The following is a 16,089-nucleotide window of genomic DNA, read 5'->3' on the forward strand; positions in this document are numbered from 1 at the left end:
TACCATCCAGTCAGGAATTCGTAAACCGCTGCCACAATTTTGCCACAGCTTGAAACTGTTATAGCCGCCATGTACTATGCTATTATATCATTGTAGAACAGATACCATTCTAAATTGCCCAGGAGGAATCACAGATGAAACTGAAAAAGACAGCTACGCTGCTCTGCACGGCCGCCCTGGCCTGCACCATGAGTTTCCCCGCATTTGCAGCCCAGACGAAAGCCGAGTACCGGGACGAGTCGGCCCAGACCCGCCAGGAGCTGGAGACCACGGGGAACGAGATCTCGCGCATCAAAGACGAGAACAAGACCGCCTCCACCCAGTGCCGGGAAATCCGCAAAGCCCAGAAGGAAGCCGGACAGTTGAAGGAGAACAAGGACGCCTGGAAACAGGTAAAAGAGCTGAAAAACGACATCACCGGAATCCAGGTATCCTACACGGATGCGTCCGGACAGGTCAGGCTCTTAAAGGCCCAGGCCAGAGCGGACGCCGCCGAGGGACGCTACGACGAAGCCCTCGCCAAGCTGGACCAGGCCCTTGACCAGAAAAAAGAAGCCCTGAACTATATGGAACAGATTCAGGACATCTGGGATCAGATCGACCAGCTGATCCAATAAAATAAAACCATCGGCCGCAGATAAAATCCCCCGGGCCGCAACAGACGTTCCTCTGCCGCACCCCGGGGGCTTTCATTCATCTATTTACATCTCTTTCGTCTCAATCATCCGCTTCACATCGCCGATAAACGCCTCAAGCTGCGCCGCGCCCAAATCGCCCTTGTCCCGGCTGCGGACTGTAATCGCGCCCTCTGCCGCTTCCTTCTCGCCCAGAACCAGCATAAAGGGAACCTTCTCCAGCTGAGCCTGGCGGATCTTGTAGCCCACCTTCTCGTCCTTGTGATCCAGCTCGGTACGGATGCCCGCCGCCTTCAGCTTCTCGTAAACTCCCGTAGCGTAATCCATGGACTTCTCGGACACCGGAATCACCTTCACCTGCACCGGAGCCAGCCATACCGGGAACTTGCCCGCGAAATGCTCGATCAGGATGCCGATAAAACGCTCAATGGACCCAAAGCATACCCTGTGAATCATGATGGGACGCTTTTTATTGCCGTCCTCCGCCGTGTACTCCAGATCAAACCGCTGCGGCATCTGGAAATCCAGCTGAATGGTTCCGCACTGCCAGGTTCTTCCCAGAGAATCCCGCAGGTGGAAATCGATCTTGGGGCCGTAGAACGCGCCGTCGCCCTCGTTGACGATATAATCCAGGCCCATGTCCTCCAAAGCCTTTCTCAGGCCGTTTGTGGCCATCTCCCAGTCCTCGTCGGACCCCATGGAATCCTCCGGCCGGGTGGACAGCTCCACAAAATACTCAAAGCCGAACTGGCTGTAAACCTCGTTGATCAGCCGGGTAACGCCCTTGATCTCGTCCTCGATCTGGTCATCCCGCATGAAAATATGCGCGTCGTCCTGGGTAAAGCAGCGCACCCGCATCAGGCCGTGAAGCTGTCCGCTCTTCTCATGGCGGTGTACCAGTCCCAGCTCGCCCACCCGCAGGGGCAGCTCCCGGTAGGAGTGGGGCGTATTCTTGTATACCAGCATGCCTCCGGGGCAGTTCATGGGCTTAACCGCAAAATCCTCCTCGTCGATCACCGTGGTATACATATTGTCCTTGTAGTGATCCCAATGACCGGAATTCTCCCACAGCTTGCGGCTCAGGATAATGGGCGTGGAAACCTCCTGATACCCCTCTCTCAGATGGATTTCCCTCCAGTAGTCGATCAGCGTGTTTTTCAGAGTCATGCCCTTGGGCAGGAAAAACGGGAATCCCGGCCCCTCGTCCGCGAACATAAACAGGCCCAGCTCCTTGCCCAGCTTGCGGTGGTCGCGCTTCTTGGCCTCCTCCATCATGGTCAGGTACTGCTCCAGATCCGCTTTATTGGCGAATGCCGTTCCGTAAATTCTGGTCAGCATCTTGTTCTTCTCGCTGCCTCTCCAGTAAGCCCCCGCGATGCTGGTCAGCTTAAAGGCCTTCACGCCCTTGGTGTACATGATATGGGGGCCTGCGCACAGGTCCGTGAACTCGCCCTGGGTATAAAAGCTGATGGTCTCCTCATCCGGAAGATCTTCAATCAGCTCCACCTTGTAAGGCTCGCCCTTTTCCTCCATAAACTTAATGGCCTCGTCCCTGGGCAGCACAAAGGGCTTCACCGGAAGATTTTCCTTGACAATCTTGGTCATCTCCCCTTCCAGCTTCTCCAGATCCTCAGGGGTAAATCCGCCCTCGCGGTCGAAATCATAGTAAAATCCGTCGTCAATGGCCGGTCCGATGGCCAGCTTGGTCTCCGGGTACAGGCGCTTCACAGCCTGAGCCAGCACATGGGAGGCGGTGTGGCGGATCGCCCGCAGCTCGTCCTCCGCTTCCTGAACGCTTCCGTCCGGTAAAATAATCTTCATTGTACAAATCTCCTTTCATCCGTTTGGATTCTTGTCCGTGAAATGCCTCCGGCCGCATCTCAGCGTTGTTCAAAACGCGGCAGGCCCGCCGGAATCAAGCCGCTTTCGCGGCCTGGGCCTTCGCGCAAAATGTGTTCCCGGCGGTCCGCTTCATTCAACAAAAAAACCCCTGGACACATTCCTGTATCCAAGGGTGCATGCACACGGTTCCACCTTGATCTTTCACTCATTATCCCTTAACGCGGGGGCACGGCGCCATTTCAACCGGAATCTGCCTGCGGTCTCCCTGGCACGGCTCAGGACTGGTTTTCATCAGCCTTCTGCATACGGGCCTTCCACCGACTGCGCCCGCTCTCTGGATACATCCCGCTGATTACTGGTTCCTTCAAAGCCTTTGTCTGGTTCGATTATAGCATTTGATCCCGGTTTGTCAAGACCATTTGGCTGTTTTCCCGGATATTACAAGCCGTAAAATAGGCGTTTTCCATAGGAATCCATTCCTCCTCAAAGCGTCTCAGCATAAATTCCCCGTTGCGCCTGCGGATGCGTTCTCTCTGCTCGTCCTCCCCCACCTCCAGAAACACCCGCAGATCATAACAATTTCCAAAATAAGGGTGCTGACTGTAGGAACCCTCGATCACATTGAAGGCCCGCCGGGGAGCGCGCACCGTTTTCGAAAGCCGCTGCGCGCCGCAGTCATAGACCTGGTATTCCACTCCCTGCGGGCTGTCCAGACAATCGATGACCTGGGTTTTAAAGCGCTCGTAATCCACATTGCCCCCAGGCTCACGGAAACGCTCAGGAACCCGCTGAAAGGGCTGAAGGAAGAAGTCGTCCATATGAAACACATTACAGCCGTATAGGCCCGTTAAAAGCTTTGCAAGCGTGCTCTTTCCGCTGCCGCTCATGCCGTCCACCGCGATGTTTACAGTGCGGCCGCCGGCCTCGCCAAGCAGGCGGTCGATGCGCACAAACAGCGGAAGAAACCGCCCGTACATGGCGTTCACAATCCGGTACGACGGATGATAGGCTTCCCGGTACGCCGGACTGTGGCTCACCGCCGGGTATCCCTCGCCCTCATACGCGCGGATATAAGCCCGCGCCGCTTCCCGGTCCAGTGAAATCTCCGTTCCGCACAGGCCAAGAAGCTCCCCAAGCCCTGCCTTCAGCCCGCTGACGCTGCCCTTTACCTCCACCGCCGAGCGGACAAACATGCGGTTCAGCGTTACCGCCTCAAGCCCCAGATCCAAAGCCGCCAGCTTGATGCGGCACATCCCGCCCCCAGCCGGTTCCACATACTTCCATCCATCCGGACCGGACGCCGCCAACGCTCCGTTCTGCGCCCCTGCCGCTCCCCATTCCCGGGCCTCATATTCCGCCTGCAGCCGCCTCAGGCTCTCCCCCGGATCCCGGATCAGATGCCCGCCGCCAAACTCCGACTGATAAATCAGTTTTACCAGATCCTGCGCTTCCATCCTGGGATAATGTTCCCAGTGCCTGATCAATATCTCTCTCATTTCCCCTGTATCTCCATCACATTGGCCCGTTCGAGCGCAATCACAATCAGCGGAATCATCACAATCTGCAAAATGATACCCGGCACCGCGTTCAAAAATGCACCGGCCACAAACGCCTGCCAGCCAAAGCCCTTACCGGAGATGCCCAGAATGGGAATCTGTACGATTCCCCAGACGATGCGCCCTCCAACCATAGCCGTCAGCAGGCTCACATACACGGACTTCGTTCCCCTGGGCAGCCTCTCGTACATCAGGCCGCAGATCGCCCCGTAAGCGGCCATCTCAAACGCCATGGCCGTGGCCGAGGGGAACAGCGGCGGCATCGTAAAGGTCACGCTGCGCAGCAGGGGCGTGAGAAGCCCCACGATCAGCCCGTATTTCCAACCGCAGACAAACCCGCAGACCAGCACCGGTATGTGCATGGGCAGAAGCATGCTCCCGATCTCCGGAATCTGCGCCGTGAAAAAGGGCAGAATCATACCCAGAGCCAAAAACAGCGCCGCCAGCACCAGCCGATGCGATTTAAAACGATTTTTTTCCATTTTTTTACTACCTCCTGTATTCTCCGATTACCGTCACCCCGCCGCGCGTTTCCCCAAACATAAAAAACCAGAAAGCGCCGGTTCTTCTGAACCCGTCCGCCTTCTGGCAAGATTGATCACACTCTGTAAGCGGCCCTGTAAAACATCGCCGCACAGTATAAAACGCGCTTCTCACTGACTCCGGGCCTTCTGCCCGCCCTGATTCCGGCTTCTGCCGGTGGTCAGTTTTATTATATCCACATTTATCGGACCGGTCAACCGCTTTTTCCACAATCCCCACTGTGTTTTCCCCGATGTTTTCCCCCGGTTCGCAAAAACAACCCCTTATTTACATTCCCCGCGCCATCTGCTACAATCAAGGAAACATAATGCTTATCATCAGCCTGGCGGCTGGTGACAAAGTACAATATCTAATACAGATTACCGCCTCAAGGGCATTCACGGTAAAGACACGACAGGGGGAACGCAAGCAATGAAAATCGTAATCATCGACGGCCAGGGCGGCAGAATGGGCCGTTCCGTCATCGAGCAGTTAAAAAAATCCTACCCGGACCTGGAGCTGTACGCCATTGGCACCAACAGCATCGCCACCTCCGCCATGATCAAAGCGGGGGCGAGCCACGCGGCCACCGGCGAAAACCCGGCCATCGTCAACTCACAGGATGCGGACATCATCATCGGCCCCATCGGCATCGTCATGGCCAACTCCCTGCTGGGCGAGATCACCCCCGCCATGGCCACGGCCATCGGCTCCAGCAAGGCTTACAAGATCCTGATTCCGGTCAACCGCTGCAATCATTACATCGTTGGCTGCCAGAACAACACCCTGTCCGACTATATCAACATGGTCTGCGAGGAAGTGGGAAAGGAAGTGAGATCCCGATGCGAACAGTAGAATTCAAGATGGAGCGTCAGGGCCTGGTGAACGTGGGCGACCGGGTAAAGGTCATCGAGCGCGAGGGCACCAGCAGCTACAGCTATATCATCGACCCCGCGGTGGCCATGTCCGGCTGCTTCGCCGCCAGAGACCGCATCAAAAATGAATACGGCGTCATAAAAGACATCCGCGAAAATTCCCGGGGCTTCTACGTTGTGGTGGAATTCGACGAGGATTAAGACTTGCAGAAAAACCGCGGACAGCGGTTTTTCTCTTTTGTGGTCCCCATGCGGCTCCCTGCCGGCACAGCCCGCGCCCAAACCGGCCAATCTTCGCTTATTTCCGGCATTTGCCACGAAGCGTAGCAGAAAACAGCGCCGCTGCAAACGCGGGTTGCTTGTTTTGTAATCCCCCGGTTGCTATACTCAGGACATCAAAAACAGGAGGAACAATCAATGCTTTCAGAAACAATCAAAACACTGCGCAAGCAGGCCGGGATGTCCCAGGAGCAGTTAGCCGGGCGGCTGAACGTATCGCGCCAGGCCGTCACCAAATGGGAGACAGCCGCCGGGACCCCGGACGTCGAAAACCTCCGGGCCATCTCAGCGCTCTTCCAGATTTCCCTGGACGACCTGCTGGAAAACCGCTCTCCCATCCCCCCGGAACAGGAATTCCGGTTTCACAGCGTAACAGAATACGACATCGACAGCATAAAGGACTTTGACATCACCTTCTCCGGCGCCAACGGCGTGGTAATGACCGGTTATGAGGGCGAAAAGCTTCAGGTGCTGCTGGGCTCCGACCAGATCGCAAACCTGGACAGCGCATTTAAAGTGAAAATCGACGATATTAAAAAGAGAATTGACGTGGATGTGCGCCGCTTTGCCGGAATGACCGAGTCCAACGCCAAGGAAAGCCTTCATATTCTCATCCGTCTTCCCCAGCAGTACGTGGGGAAAATCGAGCTGTCCGGGAACACGCAGAGCCTGGAGCTTCAGAACGTCCGCGCGGAAAATGCAGAATTCTCGGGCAAAGTCTCCCGCACCCTGTTAAACGGCTTTTCCGGCCGCCTGGAGCTGAACAGCAACACGGACATGGAAATTACCTGCCACGACTTAAACGGCCCGCTGGACGTCAACCAGGTTTCCGCCACCTCCCGGCTGACTCTGCCCCAGGGTCTCCCGTTCTGCACAGTCACCCGCGGCATATTAAACAGCATCCACTACCAGCAAGACGGGGAAACGGCAAAAGATTTCTCCCTCCGGGGCGAGGACGCCGGACACTGTGACAACGTGATCGAGCTGAACGGCATTAAAAGCGAGTTGATTATCAACGCTTCCTCGCACAAAATTCCTTAGAAATAAACGACAGCCGGTGAACTCAATCCACCGGCTTAATAATAACCTCGTCCTGTGCCGGCGCCGTCGTGGCGGGCGGTACTGCTGGAGTCGTGGGCTTGTCCGCATCCGGCGATGCCGCCGGCATGGTCGGTTTATCCGCGTTGGGGTCAACTCCGGGATTGGGAGCTGCGCCGGGGTTAGCGGCCGTAGGCTTATCCGCATCCGGGGCAGCCGTGGGCTCTCCCCCGATGGGGCGGATCACCACACCGTCCTGCGCATCCGTCTGAGCCTCGGTCTCCTCCTCAGGTGGCAGGCTCTGGCCGGTCTCCAAAAGCGTCCGGTCCGATTTCTTTATCTGAACGGCCTTGTCCCACAGCGTGCTGGTAATCCCCGTAGAACGGTTCCAAACCACATCGTGCCACAGACAGGTAACCGTATCCCCATCCACCATCACCAGCTCCAGCATATCGTTGTCTGACACGCTCTGTCCCGTTCTGGCAGCCTCGTCGTTGATGGTGTAGATCGTCCCATCAAGTCCGATGGACACAATCCTGCCATAGGCCCGGTTCCAAATCTCCGGGTGGTATTCCCCGTAAATCTCCCCGGCATTCTCATAGTAATACATCGTCCCGATCATTCCCGGGAAACGCCCGCTGACCTCCTCTTTCCCGCTTCCGTCCAGTGCGGTCTTAAACAACTGGCTGTACCAGACGCCGCTGCCGTCCTTCTCCACATAGGCGCTGTAGTAAATCTTCTGGCCTGCAATACAGTAGCTCTGTACGCCGTACGGCTCCTGCACAATCACCGATGCGCCTCCGCTGTCCTTGCGGAAAATTCCCTGATACTGTCCGGAAACCGTATCCGTATAGTAGGAAGCGCCGCCGATCTGCTCCTGCGCGCGTTTCACATACTTGATCTTACCTTGGTCGTTCTCAATCCGGTAAATCCGATCCCCGATCTCCAGAACGCCGCTGCTGTCCGGCCGGACCGGCTGGTTCATACCATCCACCATAAAACAGCTGCCGTCCTTCACAATCACGCGGTACTGCTTCTCACCCACTGCGATTTTCGTCCCGGAAGAGGCGGATTTGACCGTGCCGCCCTGGGAATAATAGATCACATTGTCCAGAAGCAGATAGCCGCCTACGTGCTCCGCGATCAGCTCCTTCTCCCCGCTTCCCGGAATCATGCGGAACAGGCTGTCGCACAGCCTCAGCTCCTCGTCCGTAAGGCCGGCTGCCTGACCGCTCTTCACCTTTGGAAGATAATACACGTAATCCCCATAAGCTCTCATGGAATTTCTGGTGGTGCGCTCCGGCGCGCTCTCGCCTCCCAGGGTCATCACCTTAGTCTCCGTGGCTTTGCGGTACATAATGGGCTTAAACGGCCCGTCCGCCTCCCCAAGGTAGCAGAAGAACGCATTGGCCTTCACCAGGCTGTCCAGATTCTCCCCTGTGCTCTCCGGCTGCCAGGAAAGGTCAGCCTGGATATCCTTTAAATATCCCTTGTCCGAAAATGTAAATTTCTGCCCCTCCTGGGATAATTCCCCGGTGGACATGATGCCATTTTCATCAAAATGATACAAAAGGCCGTCAACCAACTTCCAGGTGTCCGTCACATAGGTCTCATCCTCATTGACATACCGATAACCGTCATCTGTCAGCTGCCATCCGGTCACCACGCCGTTCTCAATGGCGATGGTCTCGCCCGGGGTCTCGGAGGAGGAAATGGATTGTTCCAGATTTTCATAATCCTTGCTGATCTTCCGGTAAACCGACATCACCACCGATACGGCGCACACCATGATAACAACAGCGATCAACGCCAAAAACACCGCCTTAACCGGCGATTCCTTTTTCCGTCTCTTTCTGCTTGCCATATACTTGTCCTTTTTTATGTGAATTTATGTACTTAAATAATCCTACCAAAATTTTACCTCATTTACAACGAAAGAAATCTTACAAAACATGGCATTTGCATCGCGCATATCTTTTGCGGCAGCGCACATCCTAATACCAAAGAATTCAGAACGGAGGTCCAATATGATCAACTATATTGACAACGACGAACTCCCCATCGGCTTCACCATGGAGCTGGCCCTACACAGCGACATCCTGAACAAATTCGCCCATATGGACAAAACGCGCCAGGAACAGATCGTAAACGGCGCCCGAACGGTGAACAGCCGGGATGAGATGCGCAACTATGTGGAGAGCATCGCCAAAATGTAAATCTATCCGCGAAAGGAGCTACGCCATGTACCAATCCCCAACCAGACAGGAACCCTTAGAAACCCCCTGAAAAAACAGCACTTACGGGGACGGCGACATTCCGGAGATCGATCTGCCCTCATCGGACAACGCCTCCCCGGAAATTCCCCAGGAATTCCCCCAACGCCAGACAAAGATCGGCTAATCCCGCAAAAATGCACCGCACGACTAAAAAAGCTCTCTGACCGCCTGCGATCAAAGAGCTTTTCTTCTGCCTGCAGAAGATGGGAGTCGAACCCACAAGGTATTACTACCACACGGACCTGAACCGTGCGCGTCTGCCAATTCCGCCACTTCTGCATTTGCTGCGCCGAATTTCTCCTGCACAACGAAAATAATTATACCGGACAATCCACATTTTGTCAATATACATTTTGCAAATTTTTACGATTTTTTACGAAATACCGTAAATACAGTATTTCCCCCTGCCGCTCTCCTTTGCCTGGTAGAGCGCCGCGTCGCTCTGTTGAATCAACAGGTCGATATCCCTATCCGGAGCGCCGTTCTGGACAATGCCGATGCTGGCCGACAGGCTGTCCATATTCTCCGTGCTGCCAAAGACATCCGAAAGCTGGTCCAGAAGCTGCTGCGCCTTGGACTCCAACGCCTCCCGCTGCGCCTCGCCCAGCTGCACAATCAGGAACTCATCTCCGCCGATTCTGGCGATAAATTCATTTTTAAAGCATTCCCTCAGGACCTTTGCCGTCAAAATCAGCGCATCATCCCCGACCTTATGTCCATAGGTATCGTTCACATGCTTGAAATAATCCAAATCCACATAGAGCAGGTTAAGCAGGCGGCCGTTCCGGTTATTATGCAGGTACTGGTACAGGCTTCTGCGGTTGTACAGGCCGGTCAAAAAATCCGTATTGGAGTTGCGCAGAATCTGCTCTTCCAGCTGCCGCTCCATGGTGACGTCCCGGAAAATGCTGAGTTTCCCGACCACATTCTCGAAGATATCGTAGATATTGTTCTCATGGATCTCAAGAGTCCGCCCGGCCTCGCCGTTTAAGCACACCTTGGACTCCACAAATCCCTCGGAATTGATGGAGTGTTCCTCAAAAAAAGCCCGGGATATCCATCCCTCGTACTCTTTCCCCAGAACCTCCTCCCTCCGGACTTCAAAATATTGCTCAAACGGTTTATTCACATTCAGAATACGCCCTTCGTTGTCCCTGAGCAGGATCGCGTAGGGCATACTGCTGAGCAGAATCTCAACCTCCGTGTTCAGATTGACCAGATCCGTCACATCATGTCCGATTCCCACGGTTCCCAAAATTGTGACGCCGTCCGAATCAAACAGCGGCGATTTGTAGGTGCGAAACTGTCTCAAAGAGCCGTGGCTCTTGACCATCTCCGTAAACTGAAGGGTTTTACGCTCCTTAATCACCGCGTCCTCAGTCTCCTTGCAGACGCCCTCTCCCCGCTCGAAATCCTCCCTCGACACATCCCAGATATAACAGTGATCCCGCCCGGTAACGTCCTCCCGCGACTTTCCCACGGTGCTGCAGAACGCCTTGTTTACCTTCACATGGGTCCCGTCCAACGCCTTGAACCACACCATGTCCGGAATACTGTCGATGGCCGTATCCAGATAAGAGCGGTACAAATGCAGGTCCCGTTCCAGCTTGATCTGCTTAAGCAGGCGTTCCAGGCGCTGCCGCGCGCATCTGAAATTCAGAGGCAGCTCCCATATTTCATCCGCCTCCCCGATCTCATCCCCGCCGCCGCAGTCCAGCCAGTGGCGGTCCGCGCAGTATACCAGAACCGTATCCGGCCCGCAGATTTCCCGCAGCGCTCCGGGCGACATCCCGTCCCCCAGATTCCAGATTAAAAGTCCAAAATTTTCCACGGCTGTCAGCTCCTTCGCCGAACGCCGCTCTACCGCATGTTCAAAGCGCTCCAGCGGTTCAATCTGCCGTACCATCTCCGCCAGATCCGGTTTTTCATCAAATACCGCAATACGCAACCTGCAATGATACATACTTGTCCCCCCGTCAGTCGCCGCGCACCCCATTGTTATTTCTTATTATACCTCTTTTAAAGCGTAAAAGCCAGCACAGATACAAGAACAAAGTGCCTTCGGCACTCTCAACTCCCCTGCCCCTCACTCATGAGGGGTTTTAGGGGATTTCCTTTTTTGCTGCTTTATTGTAAAATGTTCTTATGCATAAGAACATCCTCCAAACTATTTTTTCTGACCACTTTGAATATATCCAATATGTTATTCGACCTGATAAAAATGTTTTGGATAACATCAACCGGATGATCCTCTGCCATGATCCTTCTTATGGCGGAGCTTTCTTTGGCTGTCCTCATTGTGGTAACCTTAAATTTGTTCCCTTTTCCTGTAAAAGCCGGTTCTGTCCCTCATGCGGCAACGTCTATAACCAGAAACGTGCTTTTCGTATGTCTTGTAAACTCGTTTCCTGTATCCACAGACACTGTGTCTTTACCATTCCTGAGGAACTGCGCATCTTCTTTCTTAAGGACCACTCACTCCTTAACTGCCTGTTCCATTCTGTCAGGGATGTCGTCCTACGCATGTTCTTCAAGATGAATAAGTCCGAACTCTTTACTCCTGGTTTTATCTGCGTCCTTCATACCTTCGGTAGAGATTTAAAGTGGAATCCTCACATCCATGCCCTGATTTCGGAAGGCGGTGCTGGCAACATTACTCCCTGGCGACCCAATCCCCATTTTGATTATGATTTCCTGCGCCTGGCTTTTCGGAAAGTCCTTTTGGATCAGCTCTCTCTTAAACTGGGGCCGCCTTTTAAGAAGCTTAAAAATCAAATCTACAAAGACCATCCCGAAGGCTTTTATGTGAGAGCCAAACCTAATTTGTGTTCTCCTGATATCACCATTAAATACATCAGCAGATACCTTGGACGGCCTGTCATTGCCACTTCCAGGATGGATGCCTATGACGGGGATTCTGTGACGTTCCATTATCAGCGACATGAGGACCATAAAACGATCACAGAATGCATCCCCGCCATTGACTTTATCAAACGCCTGATCCTGCATATCCCTGACAAGCATTTTAAAATGGTCCGCTACTACGGCATTTATGCAAAGCACCACAAACAGGAAAAAAATCTCCGGAAATGTTTATCCAAGCAGAAGCAGCATTATCTTTCTAAGCTCCTAGATTGGCGGAATTTGATTCTTCTGACCTTTGGCTATGATCCGCTCAGATGCCCGGAGTGTGGCACTTCTATGTTGGTTTTAGAAGTTTACCACAAAAAAACTGCACTATTTGAACGCTATCGAAAGGTTATGGGATATGGATAGTTCCATATGCCCTATTCTTTCTCTACCGTCAGATAGTGCAGCCTAAACCAAAAACAAAAAATACATAGACAACGTCATGGCGAAGTCACACCTTCGCTCTTTTGCTATGCCTTTTTTATTTCCAATCTATTATACACCATCTTCGCTGATTTGAGAAGTTTCCTATAAAGCAAAAAAGCACCTATCATCTCTGATAAGTGCTTTCGTGCCCAGAGCCGGAATCGAACCAGCGACACGAGGATTTTCAGTCCTCTGCTCTACCAACTGAGCTATCTGGGCTAAATGAGCGTGCGGGGGCTCGAACCCCGGACAACTTGATTAAAAGTCAAGTGCTCTACCACCTGAGCTACACGCCCATTTAGGTTTTGTCCTTAGACAAAAAAAATTGCGGGGGCAGGATTTGAACCTACGACCTTCGGGTTATGAGCCCGACGAGCTTCCAGACTGCTCCACCCCGCGCTAATATGATATTATAAAACATTTTCAACGCTTTGTCAACAAAACATTGAAATGGATGGAGGTGGATTCGAACCACCGAAGCAATTTGCAGCAGATTTACAGTCTGTCCCCTTTGGCCACTCGGGAATCCATCCATATTCTTATTGTATGCACTTTCCGGCAAATCATACGATGAGTGGGGCCTACAGGGCTCGAACCTGTGACCCTCTGCTTGTAAGGCAGATGCTCTCCCAGCTGAGCTAAGACCCCAAATGGTATGTCTACCAACAAAAATACAAAAGAAAAACGACCCGGAACGGGTTCGAACCGTCGACCTCCGCCGTGACAGGGCGGCGCTCTAACCAGCTGAGCCACCGGGCCATTTCAAGTACATAGTACTGAAACTATATACCTTCAAAACCACATATTGAATGATGTTTAAAACCTATACCGTTTTGGTTAAGCCCTCGACCGATTAGTATTAGTCAGCTCCATACATTACTGCACTTCCACCTCTAACCTATCTACCTCGTCGTCTTCAAGGGGTCTTACTAGCTTGCGCTATGGGATATCTCATCTTGAGGGGGGCTTCACGCTTAGATGCCTTCAGCGTTTATCCCGTCCAGACTTGGCTACTCTGCCATGGGCTTGGTACCCAACAGATACACCAGCGGTCCGTCCATCCCGGTCCTCTCGTACTAAGGACAGCTCCTCTCAAATATCCTACGCCCGCGCCGGATAGGGACCGAACTGTCTCACGACGTTCTGAACCCAGCTCGCGTACCGCTTTAATGGGCGAACAGCCCAACCCTTGGGACCTGCTACAGCCCCAGGATGCGATGAGCCGACATCGAGGTGCCAAACCACTCCGTCGATGTGAACTCTTGGGAGTGATAAGCCTGTTATCCCCAGGGTAGCTTTTATCCGTTGAGCGATGGCAATCCCACTTTCTACCACCGGATCACTAAGTCCTACTTTCGTACCTGCTCGACCCGTCGGTCTCGCAGTCAAGCTCCCTTATGCCTTTGCACTCTGCGAATGGTTTCCAACCATTCTGAGGGAACCTTTGAGCGCCTCCGATACCCTTTCGGAGGCGACCGCCCCAGTCAAACTCCCCACCTGACATTGTCCCCCAGCCGGGTCACGGCTGCAGGTTAGAAACCCAATATCGCAAGGGTGGTATCCCAACATTGGCTCCAGTAAGACTGGCGTCCTACCTTCAAAGCCTCCCACCTATCCTGTACATGCAATACCGAATCCCAGTATCAAGCTGGAGTAAAGCTCCATGGGGTCTTTCCGTCCTGGCGCAGGTAACCAGCATCTTCACTGGTATTTCAATTTCACCGGGTGCATTGTTGAGACAGCGCTCAAATCATTACGCCTTTCGTGCGGGTCGGAACTTACCCGACAAGGAATTTCGCTACCTTAGGACCGTTATAGTTACGGCCGCCGTTTACTGGGGCTTAAATTCAAAGCTTCGCTTGCGCTAACCTCTCCTCTTAACCTTCCAGCACCGGGCAGGCGTCAGCCCATATACCTCACCTTTCGGTTTTGCATAGACCTGTGTTTTTGCTAAACAGTTGCTTGAGCCTATTCTCTGCGGCCAGATCTCTCTGGCACCCTTTATCCCGAAGTTACAGGGTCATTTTGCCGAGTTCCTTAACAATGCTTCTCCCGCCGGCCTTAGGATTCTCTCCTCATCTACCTGTGTCGGTTTACGGTACGGGCACGTATTACACAATAGCGGCTTTTCTTGGCAGCTGGAATCACACACTTCGCTACTTATAGTTCGCTACGCGTCACGTCTTCGGATTGTACGGCGGATTTGCCAACCATACTCCTACCTCGCTTGCCCCGGTCTTCCCATTCCCGGGTTGTGTTGTCCTTCTGCGTCCCCACAGTTCTGATAATACGCGGTACAGGAATTTCAACCTGTTGTCCATCGACTACGCTTTTCAGCCTCGCCTTAGGCCCCGACTTACCCAGAGCAGATCAGCTTTACTCTGGAAACCTTGGATATTCGGCCTGGAGGATTCTCACCTCCATCTCGCTACTCATTCCGGCATTCTCTCTTCTTAAAAGTCCACAGCTCCTTGTCGGTACTGCTTCGTTCCTTTAAGAATGCTCCTCTACCAATGTCTTACGACATTCCTAAGCTTCGGTGTTGTGTTTTAGCCCCGGACATTTTCGGCGCAGGACCTCTCGACTAGTGAGCTATTACGCACTCTTTGAATGTGTGGCTGCTTCTAAGCCAACATCCTAGTTGTCTCTGAAATCCCACATCCTTTTCCACTTAACACACACTTTGGGACCTTAGCTGTAGGTCTGGGCTCTTTCCCTTTTGACTACCCAACTTATCTCGTGCAGTCTGACTCCCATACATCATCTATACGGCATTCGGAGTTTGATATCCCTTGGTAAGCTTTGACGCCCCCTTAGGAATTCAGTGCTCTACCTCCGCTAGACTAATATGAGGCTAGCCCTAAAGCTATTTCGAGGAGAACCAGCTATCTCCGGGTTCGATTGGAATTTCTCCCCTATCCACACCTCATTCCCACCCTTTTCAACGGATGTGGATCCGGTCCTCCACGGAATTTTACTTCCGCTTCAACCTGGACATGGATAGGTCACCCGGTTTCGGGTCTGCCTGTACTGACTTTACGCCCATTTGAGACTTGGTTTCCCTTCGGCTCCGTGGCTTAACCACTTAACCTTGCCAGTACCGGCAACTCGCCGGACCGTTCTACAAAAAGTACGCGGTCGCACCTTAACGTGCTTCCACAGCTTGTAAACACAGGGTTTCAGGTTCTTTTTCACTCCCCTCCCGGGGTCCTTTTCACCTTTCCTTCACAGTACTATGCGCTATCGGTCACTAAGGAGTATTTAGCCTTGGAGGGTGGTCCCTCCGACTTCCCACAAGGTTTCACGTGTCTCGTGGTACTCTGGATCCTGCCGCTGCCTATCGTTTTCGTGTACGAGACTTTCACTCTCTTTGGTCTGACTTCCCAGACAGTTCCACTAACGAATCAGCTAGCTTTCCGCAGTCCATAACCCCAGCGTGCACGCACGCTGGTTTGGGCTCTTCCCATTTCGCTCGCCGCTACTTTGGGAATCGATTTTTCTTTCTCTTCCTCCGGCTACTTAGATGTTTCAGTTCACCGGGTTCCCAGCGTATGGCTATGTATTCACCATACGTCGACTGAGGGTTGCTCAGCCAGGTTTCCCCATTCAGATATCTCCGGATCAAAGGATATTTGCTCCTCCCCGAAGCTTTTCGCAGCTTATCACGTCTTTCATCGGCTCTTAGTGCCAAGGCATCCACCCTGCGCTCTTTATAGCTTAACCAAAATGA

The 16,089-nt window shown here is 53.1% G+C and carries 11 protein-coding genes, 7 tRNA genes, 1 rRNA gene and 1 pseudogene; 7 read left to right on the plus strand and 13 right to left on the minus strand.

Features of this window, described 5'->3' with window-relative positions; genetic code table 11:
* Positions 1-134: 134 nt before the first annotated feature.
* A complete protein-coding gene (locus tag ACK2JC_RS13140) occupies positions 135-617 on the plus strand; it encodes a hypothetical protein (RefSeq protein ID WP_081734629.1) in 483 nt (160 codons plus the stop codon).
* An 84-nt stretch (positions 618-701) separates the two neighbouring features.
* On the opposite strand, the gene thrS is transcribed toward ACK2JC_RS13140, so the two are convergent.
* The 3 genes from thrS to ACK2JC_RS13155 all read right to left on the minus strand — a co-directional run bounded on the left by thrS (position 702) and on the right by ACK2JC_RS13155 (position 4,515).
* Positions 702-2,456, minus strand: a complete 1,755-nt coding sequence (gene thrS, locus ACK2JC_RS13145) for a threonine--tRNA ligase (RefSeq protein WP_024737809.1) — start codon at positions 2,454-2,456, stop codon at positions 702-704.
* A gap of 407 nt (positions 2,457-2,863) precedes the next feature.
* Positions 2,864-3,973, minus strand: coding sequence for a hypothetical protein (locus ACK2JC_RS13150; protein ID WP_320936761.1), 1,110 nt, complete (start codon positions 3,971-3,973; stop codon positions 2,864-2,866).
* Positions 3,970-4,515: an ECF transporter S component gene (locus ACK2JC_RS13155; RefSeq protein WP_024737807.1), complete on the minus strand. Its 546-nt coding sequence runs from the start codon at positions 4,513-4,515 to the stop codon at positions 3,970-3,972. Before ACK2JC_RS13155 ends, ACK2JC_RS13150 begins: the two co-directional genes overlap by 4 nt.
* Positions 4,516-4,987: 472 nt before the next feature.
* On the opposite strand from ACK2JC_RS13155, the gene ACK2JC_RS13160 reads away from it, so the two are divergent.
* The 3 genes from ACK2JC_RS13160 to ACK2JC_RS13170 all read left to right on the plus strand — a co-directional run bounded on the left by ACK2JC_RS13160 (position 4,988) and on the right by ACK2JC_RS13170 (position 6,750).
* Positions 4,988-5,410 carry a DUF3842 family protein gene (locus ACK2JC_RS13160; protein WP_007708357.1) on the plus strand — a complete coding sequence of 141 codons (423 nt, stop codon included), beginning with the start codon at positions 4,988-4,990 and terminating at the stop codon, positions 5,408-5,410.
* Positions 5,398-5,631, plus strand: coding sequence for a hypothetical protein (locus ACK2JC_RS13165; RefSeq protein ID WP_007708358.1), 234 nt, complete (start codon positions 5,398-5,400; stop codon positions 5,629-5,631). Before ACK2JC_RS13160 ends, ACK2JC_RS13165 begins: the two co-directional genes overlap by 13 nt.
* Positions 5,632-5,847: 216 nt before the next feature.
* The gene (locus tag ACK2JC_RS13170) at positions 5,848-6,750 is read left to right on the plus strand and encodes a helix-turn-helix transcriptional regulator (protein WP_024737806.1); all 903 of its coding nucleotides are present in this window, start codon (positions 5,848-5,850) and stop codon (positions 6,748-6,750) included.
* Positions 6,751-6,772: 22 nt separating this feature from the next.
* On the opposite strand, the gene ACK2JC_RS13175 is transcribed toward ACK2JC_RS13170, so the two are convergent.
* Positions 6,773-8,611 carry a DUF5050 domain-containing protein gene (locus ACK2JC_RS13175; protein WP_320936762.1) on the minus strand — a complete coding sequence of 613 codons (1,839 nt, stop codon included), beginning with the start codon at positions 8,609-8,611 and terminating at the stop codon, positions 6,773-6,775.
* A gap of 163 nt (positions 8,612-8,774) precedes the next feature.
* On the opposite strand from ACK2JC_RS13175, the gene ACK2JC_RS13180 reads away from it, so the two are divergent.
* Positions 8,775-8,963 carry a hypothetical protein gene (locus ACK2JC_RS13180; RefSeq protein ID WP_034590592.1) on the plus strand — a complete coding sequence of 63 codons (189 nt, stop codon included), beginning with the start codon at positions 8,775-8,777 and terminating at the stop codon, positions 8,961-8,963.
* A gap of 255 nt (positions 8,964-9,218) precedes the next feature.
* Here ACK2JC_RS13180 and ACK2JC_RS13185 read toward each other — a convergent pair.
* A tRNA-Leu gene (locus ACK2JC_RS13185) sits at positions 9,219-9,302 on the minus strand.
* Positions 9,303-9,396: 94 nt separating this feature from the next.
* Complete coding sequence (locus ACK2JC_RS13190) at positions 9,397-10,986, minus strand: sensor domain-containing diguanylate cyclase (protein WP_024737804.1); 1,590 nt, start codon at positions 10,984-10,986, stop codon at positions 9,397-9,399.
* Positions 10,987-11,168: 182 nt separating this feature from the next.
* Here ACK2JC_RS13190 and ACK2JC_RS13195 point away from each other — a divergent pair.
* Positions 11,169-11,402 (plus strand): annotated as a pseudogene (locus ACK2JC_RS13195) (transposase zinc-binding domain-containing protein); the annotation flags it as partial.
* Between the two features lie 144 nt (positions 11,403-11,546).
* Entirely contained in the window at positions 11,547-12,299 is a 753-nt protein-coding gene (locus ACK2JC_RS13200; RefSeq protein ID WP_368275016.1) for a transposase, read from the plus strand.
* Between the two features lie 206 nt (positions 12,300-12,505).
* Here ACK2JC_RS13200 and ACK2JC_RS13205 read toward each other — a convergent pair.
* The 7 genes from ACK2JC_RS13205 to ACK2JC_RS13235 form a co-directional block, all read right to left on the minus strand.
* A tRNA-Phe gene (locus ACK2JC_RS13205) sits at positions 12,506-12,578 on the minus strand.
* A gap of 4 nt (positions 12,579-12,582) precedes the next feature.
* Positions 12,583-12,655 (minus strand) — tRNA-Lys (locus tag ACK2JC_RS13210).
* Between the two features lie 29 nt (positions 12,656-12,684).
* A tRNA-Met gene (locus ACK2JC_RS13215) sits at positions 12,685-12,758 on the minus strand.
* A 52-nt stretch (positions 12,759-12,810) separates the two neighbouring features.
* Positions 12,811-12,892, minus strand: a tRNA-Tyr gene (locus ACK2JC_RS13220).
* A gap of 42 nt (positions 12,893-12,934) precedes the next feature.
* A tRNA-Val gene (locus tag ACK2JC_RS13225) sits at positions 12,935-13,007 on the minus strand.
* A gap of 37 nt (positions 13,008-13,044) precedes the next feature.
* Positions 13,045-13,118, minus strand: a tRNA-Asp gene (locus ACK2JC_RS13230).
* Between the two features lie 74 nt (positions 13,119-13,192).
* Positions 13,193-16,082, minus strand: a 23S ribosomal RNA gene (locus tag ACK2JC_RS13235).
* Positions 16,083-16,089: the final 7 nt, after the last annotated feature.

It is taken from the genome of Enterocloster lavalensis (genome assembly GCF_046603895.1).
Taxonomy (GTDB): domain Bacteria; phylum Bacillota; class Clostridia; order Lachnospirales; family Lachnospiraceae; genus Enterocloster; species Enterocloster lavalensis.

What these genes read in the sequence shown, in the direction of transcription:
- ACK2JC_RS13160 (WP_007708357.1), top strand. Translation starts at nt 4,988, where the DNA reads ATGAAAATCGTAATCATCGACGGCCAGGGCGGCAGAATGGGCCGTTCC.
- ACK2JC_RS13155 (WP_024737807.1), bottom strand. Translation starts at nt 4,515, where the DNA reads ATGGAAAAAAATCGTTTTAAATCGCATCGGCTGGTGCTGGCGGCGCTG.
- ACK2JC_RS13170 (WP_024737806.1), top strand. Translation starts at nt 5,848, where the DNA reads ATGCTTTCAGAAACAATCAAAACACTGCGCAAGCAGGCCGGGATGTCC.
- ACK2JC_RS13190 (WP_024737804.1), bottom strand. Translation starts at nt 10,986, where the DNA reads ATGTATCATTGCAGGTTGCGTATTGCGGTATTTGATGAAAAACCGGAT.
- ACK2JC_RS13200 (WP_368275016.1), top strand. Translation starts at nt 11,547, where the DNA reads ATGTTCTTCAAGATGAATAAGTCCGAACTCTTTACTCCTGGTTTTATC.
- ACK2JC_RS13150 (WP_320936761.1), bottom strand. Translation starts at nt 3,973, where the DNA reads ATGAGAGAGATATTGATCAGGCACTGGGAACATTATCCCAGGATGGAA.
- ACK2JC_RS13175 (WP_320936762.1), bottom strand. Translation starts at nt 8,611, where the DNA reads ATGGCAAGCAGAAAGAGACGGAAAAAGGAATCGCCGGTTAAGGCGGTG.
- ACK2JC_RS13140 (WP_081734629.1), top strand. Translation starts at nt 135, where the DNA reads ATGAAACTGAAAAAGACAGCTACGCTGCTCTGCACGGCCGCCCTGGCC.
- ACK2JC_RS13165 (WP_007708358.1), top strand. Translation starts at nt 5,398, where the DNA reads ATGCGAACAGTAGAATTCAAGATGGAGCGTCAGGGCCTGGTGAACGTG.
- thrS (WP_024737809.1), bottom strand. Translation starts at nt 2,456, where the DNA reads ATGAAGATTATTTTACCGGACGGAAGCGTTCAGGAAGCGGAGGACGAG.
- ACK2JC_RS13180 (WP_034590592.1), top strand. Translation starts at nt 8,775, where the DNA reads ATGATCAACTATATTGACAACGACGAACTCCCCATCGGCTTCACCATG.